Origin of the sequence: Pseudomonas sp., from assembly GCF_026224925.1 — a bacterium.
Taxonomy (GTDB): domain Bacteria; phylum Pseudomonadota; class Gammaproteobacteria; order Pseudomonadales; family Pseudomonadaceae; genus Aquipseudomonas.
This window is the reverse complement of record NZ_JAMFRV010000569.1, coordinates 1-2616: the sequence shown is the minus strand read 5'-3', so window position 1 is coordinate 2616 and position 2616 is coordinate 1. Positions and strand designations below refer to the sequence as shown.

General features: G+C 58.1%; 2 protein-coding genes. Both read right to left on the bottom strand.

The window, feature by feature from the left end; translation table 11 throughout:
- Positions 1-130: 130 nt before the first annotated feature.
- Complete coding sequence (locus M0974_RS23860; RefSeq protein ID WP_297842747.1) at positions 131-1318, bottom strand: ABC transporter substrate-binding protein; 1188 nt, start codon at positions 1316-1318, stop codon at positions 131-133.
- Positions 1319-1428: 110 nt separating this feature from the next.
- Positions 1429-2370, bottom strand: coding sequence for a CysB family HTH-type transcriptional regulator (locus M0974_RS23855; RefSeq protein ID WP_297842745.1), 942 nt, complete (start codon positions 2368-2370; stop codon positions 1429-1431).
- Positions 2371-2616: the final 246 nt, after the last annotated feature.

Here is a 2616-nt window from a genome sequence, read left to right as displayed (position 1 = left end):
GAACCCGCTTGGCGTGTCCGAGTGGTAACCCCCGGGCAAGACCGAAATTATGTCCGAAAACTCTCGCTCAGACAAGCGGTGCGTGACTGTTTACTCCAACTAGCCTATTCAAACACCGCTCATCCCGCGATCACTGGCTCAAATAATGAAACTGGCCACCCTTGATGATCCCCATTACGCTGGCCCGCTGGTCGAGTCCAACATGGTCGGCCTTGCTGGTACTAACAATACCGTTGGGCACCACCAATTCATGTGTCTGCTCAAGCGAGTCGCGCAAAGCCGCACGAAACTCCGGAGTTCCGGGCTGAGCCGTCTTCAACGCCCGAGTCACCGCATCGTTCAACAACGGATACACGCCCGCAGCATCCCCGGCAAACTGAGTCACGCTACCCGCGCCATAACGCGCTTCATAGCGGGTCACAAAATCGAGCGCGGTTTTCTTGATCGGATTATCAGCGGGCAGATCGCGTGCCACCACGACCGGTTGCGTCGGGAACAGGGTGCCTTCGACGTCCTTGCCGCCTAAGCGGATGAACTCCGGTGTGGCGATGCCATGCGTTTGGTAGATCGGACCTTTGTACCCGCGTTCTATCAGTGTGCGCTGCGGCAGCACGGCCGGTGTCCCCGCGCCCGCAATCAGGATCGCATCGGGCTTGGTGGCCATGACCTTAAGCACCTGACCGGTCACGCTGGCATCGGTGCGGTTGTAGCGCTCGACATCAACAATCTGTATGTGGCGTAGCTCGGCGAATTTCGTCATTTGCTGCAACCAGCTTTCACCGTAGCCGTCGGAAAACCCGATAAACCCTATCGTCTTCACATTGTGATTCGACATATACCGCGTCACCACGTCGGCCATGGCAGCGTCGTTCTGTGCCATCTTGAAGGCCCAGATGCGCTTGCCCTGCTGTGGCTCGACCACGTTGGAGGTGCCCACCAGCGTAATCATCGGCGTGCCGGTCTCAGCCACCGCATCCAGCGCCGCAAGCGCCGACGGCGTGGTGTTAGGTCCAACCACCACGTCGACCTTGTCCTCCGACACGAACCGGCGCACATTGCGCACCGCCGCGCCCGGGTCCGAGCCATCGTCGAGGATGGTGTACTGCGCCGGATGTCCGCCCAGAGTGGCCGGCCACATCAACATCGCGTTCTTGCTGGTGATGCCGATGGCGGCGGCGGGGCCGGTGCTTGACAGGTCGATGCCGACTTTGATCGGCGTGTCGGACGCGGCGCGCGCAGGAGCCGCGGCAAACGCGGCAAACGCGGTAAGGCTAATAACGGTAGCCGCGAAGCGCGCGGCAGAAGACAAAACGGGCATGGATCTTCCTTGTTCTAACGAGAGGTGGGACCGCACATTAATTGATTGCGCAGCAATCATAAACCGACGCAATTCCCCTGTGCACAGCGTTTTCCCCAAGGGCTGCAAGCTTACAGTTCGTAGTTTTCATGCTCGCCGCGCAGCGCTTGTTCGATCAACTTGCGGCTCAGCGTGGGCGAGAGCAATTCGACCAACGTGTATACATAACTGCGCAGATAAGCACCTTGTTTGAGCGCGAGGCGCGTCAGATTGCTGCCGAACAGATGGCCAGCCGGAATCACCCTGAGGTTTTTGTCGCGTTCGGCGTTGTACGCGATGTCCGCCATCAATCCCACTCCGAGGCCCAGTTCCACGTAAGTCTTGATCACATCGGCGTCGATCGCTTCGAGTACTACGTCGGGCGTCAGGTTGCGCAGGGCGAACGCATGATTGATCTTGGCCCGGCCGGCAAACGCTGGATCGTAGGTGATCAGCGGGTATTGGGCTAAGTCCTCGAGCGTAAGACTGCGCTTTTCCAACAGCGGATGGTCTGGCTGGACGACGGCCACGTGATGCCACTGGAAGCAGGGCAGCGAGACCAGATCCTTGTAACTGGAGATGGCCTCGGTCGCGATCGCCAGGTCGGCCTGGTCATGGAGCACCATCTCGGCCACCTGGGTCGGATTGCCTTGCAAAATCGACAGTCGCACCTTCGGAAAACGCTTCTTGAACTCCGCGACCGCCGCCGGCAGCGAGTAGCGCGCCTGCGTATGCGTGGCGGCAATAGTCAGGTTGCCTTGATCCTGGGCGGCATAGTCTTTACCGATGCGCTTCAGGCTTTCGACCTCCTGGAGAATCTTTTCTACCGATACCAGGATGATGCGACCCGGTTCCGTCAGTGATCTGACCCGCTTACCGTGGCGCGTAAAAATCTCCACGCCCAACTCTTCCTCAAGCTCGATGATCGCCTTGGACACGCCTGGCTGCGAGGTGTACAGCGCTTTGGCGGCTTCTGTCAGGTTGTAGTTTTGACGGACGGCCTCACGCACAAAACGGAATTGATGCAGATTCATAATAACCTCAGGGCATATCAAAAGAATTTTTTAGTAGTTTGACATATAAAGCGAGTTTATTACGATTCGGGATAAGGATTCAAGAAAGCTAGGAATAGTGTCAGCTCGGTGTCAAACGAGCGTCAAGCGAGTCCATCCCGGCGGCAGGTCCAGCGCACCCAGCAAAACCATTGCGGGTTTTCGCCACCTCCGCCGAAATTTATTTCGATGCCAGTGCGTAGCACCGGCTTCCAGAACCACTGAGGT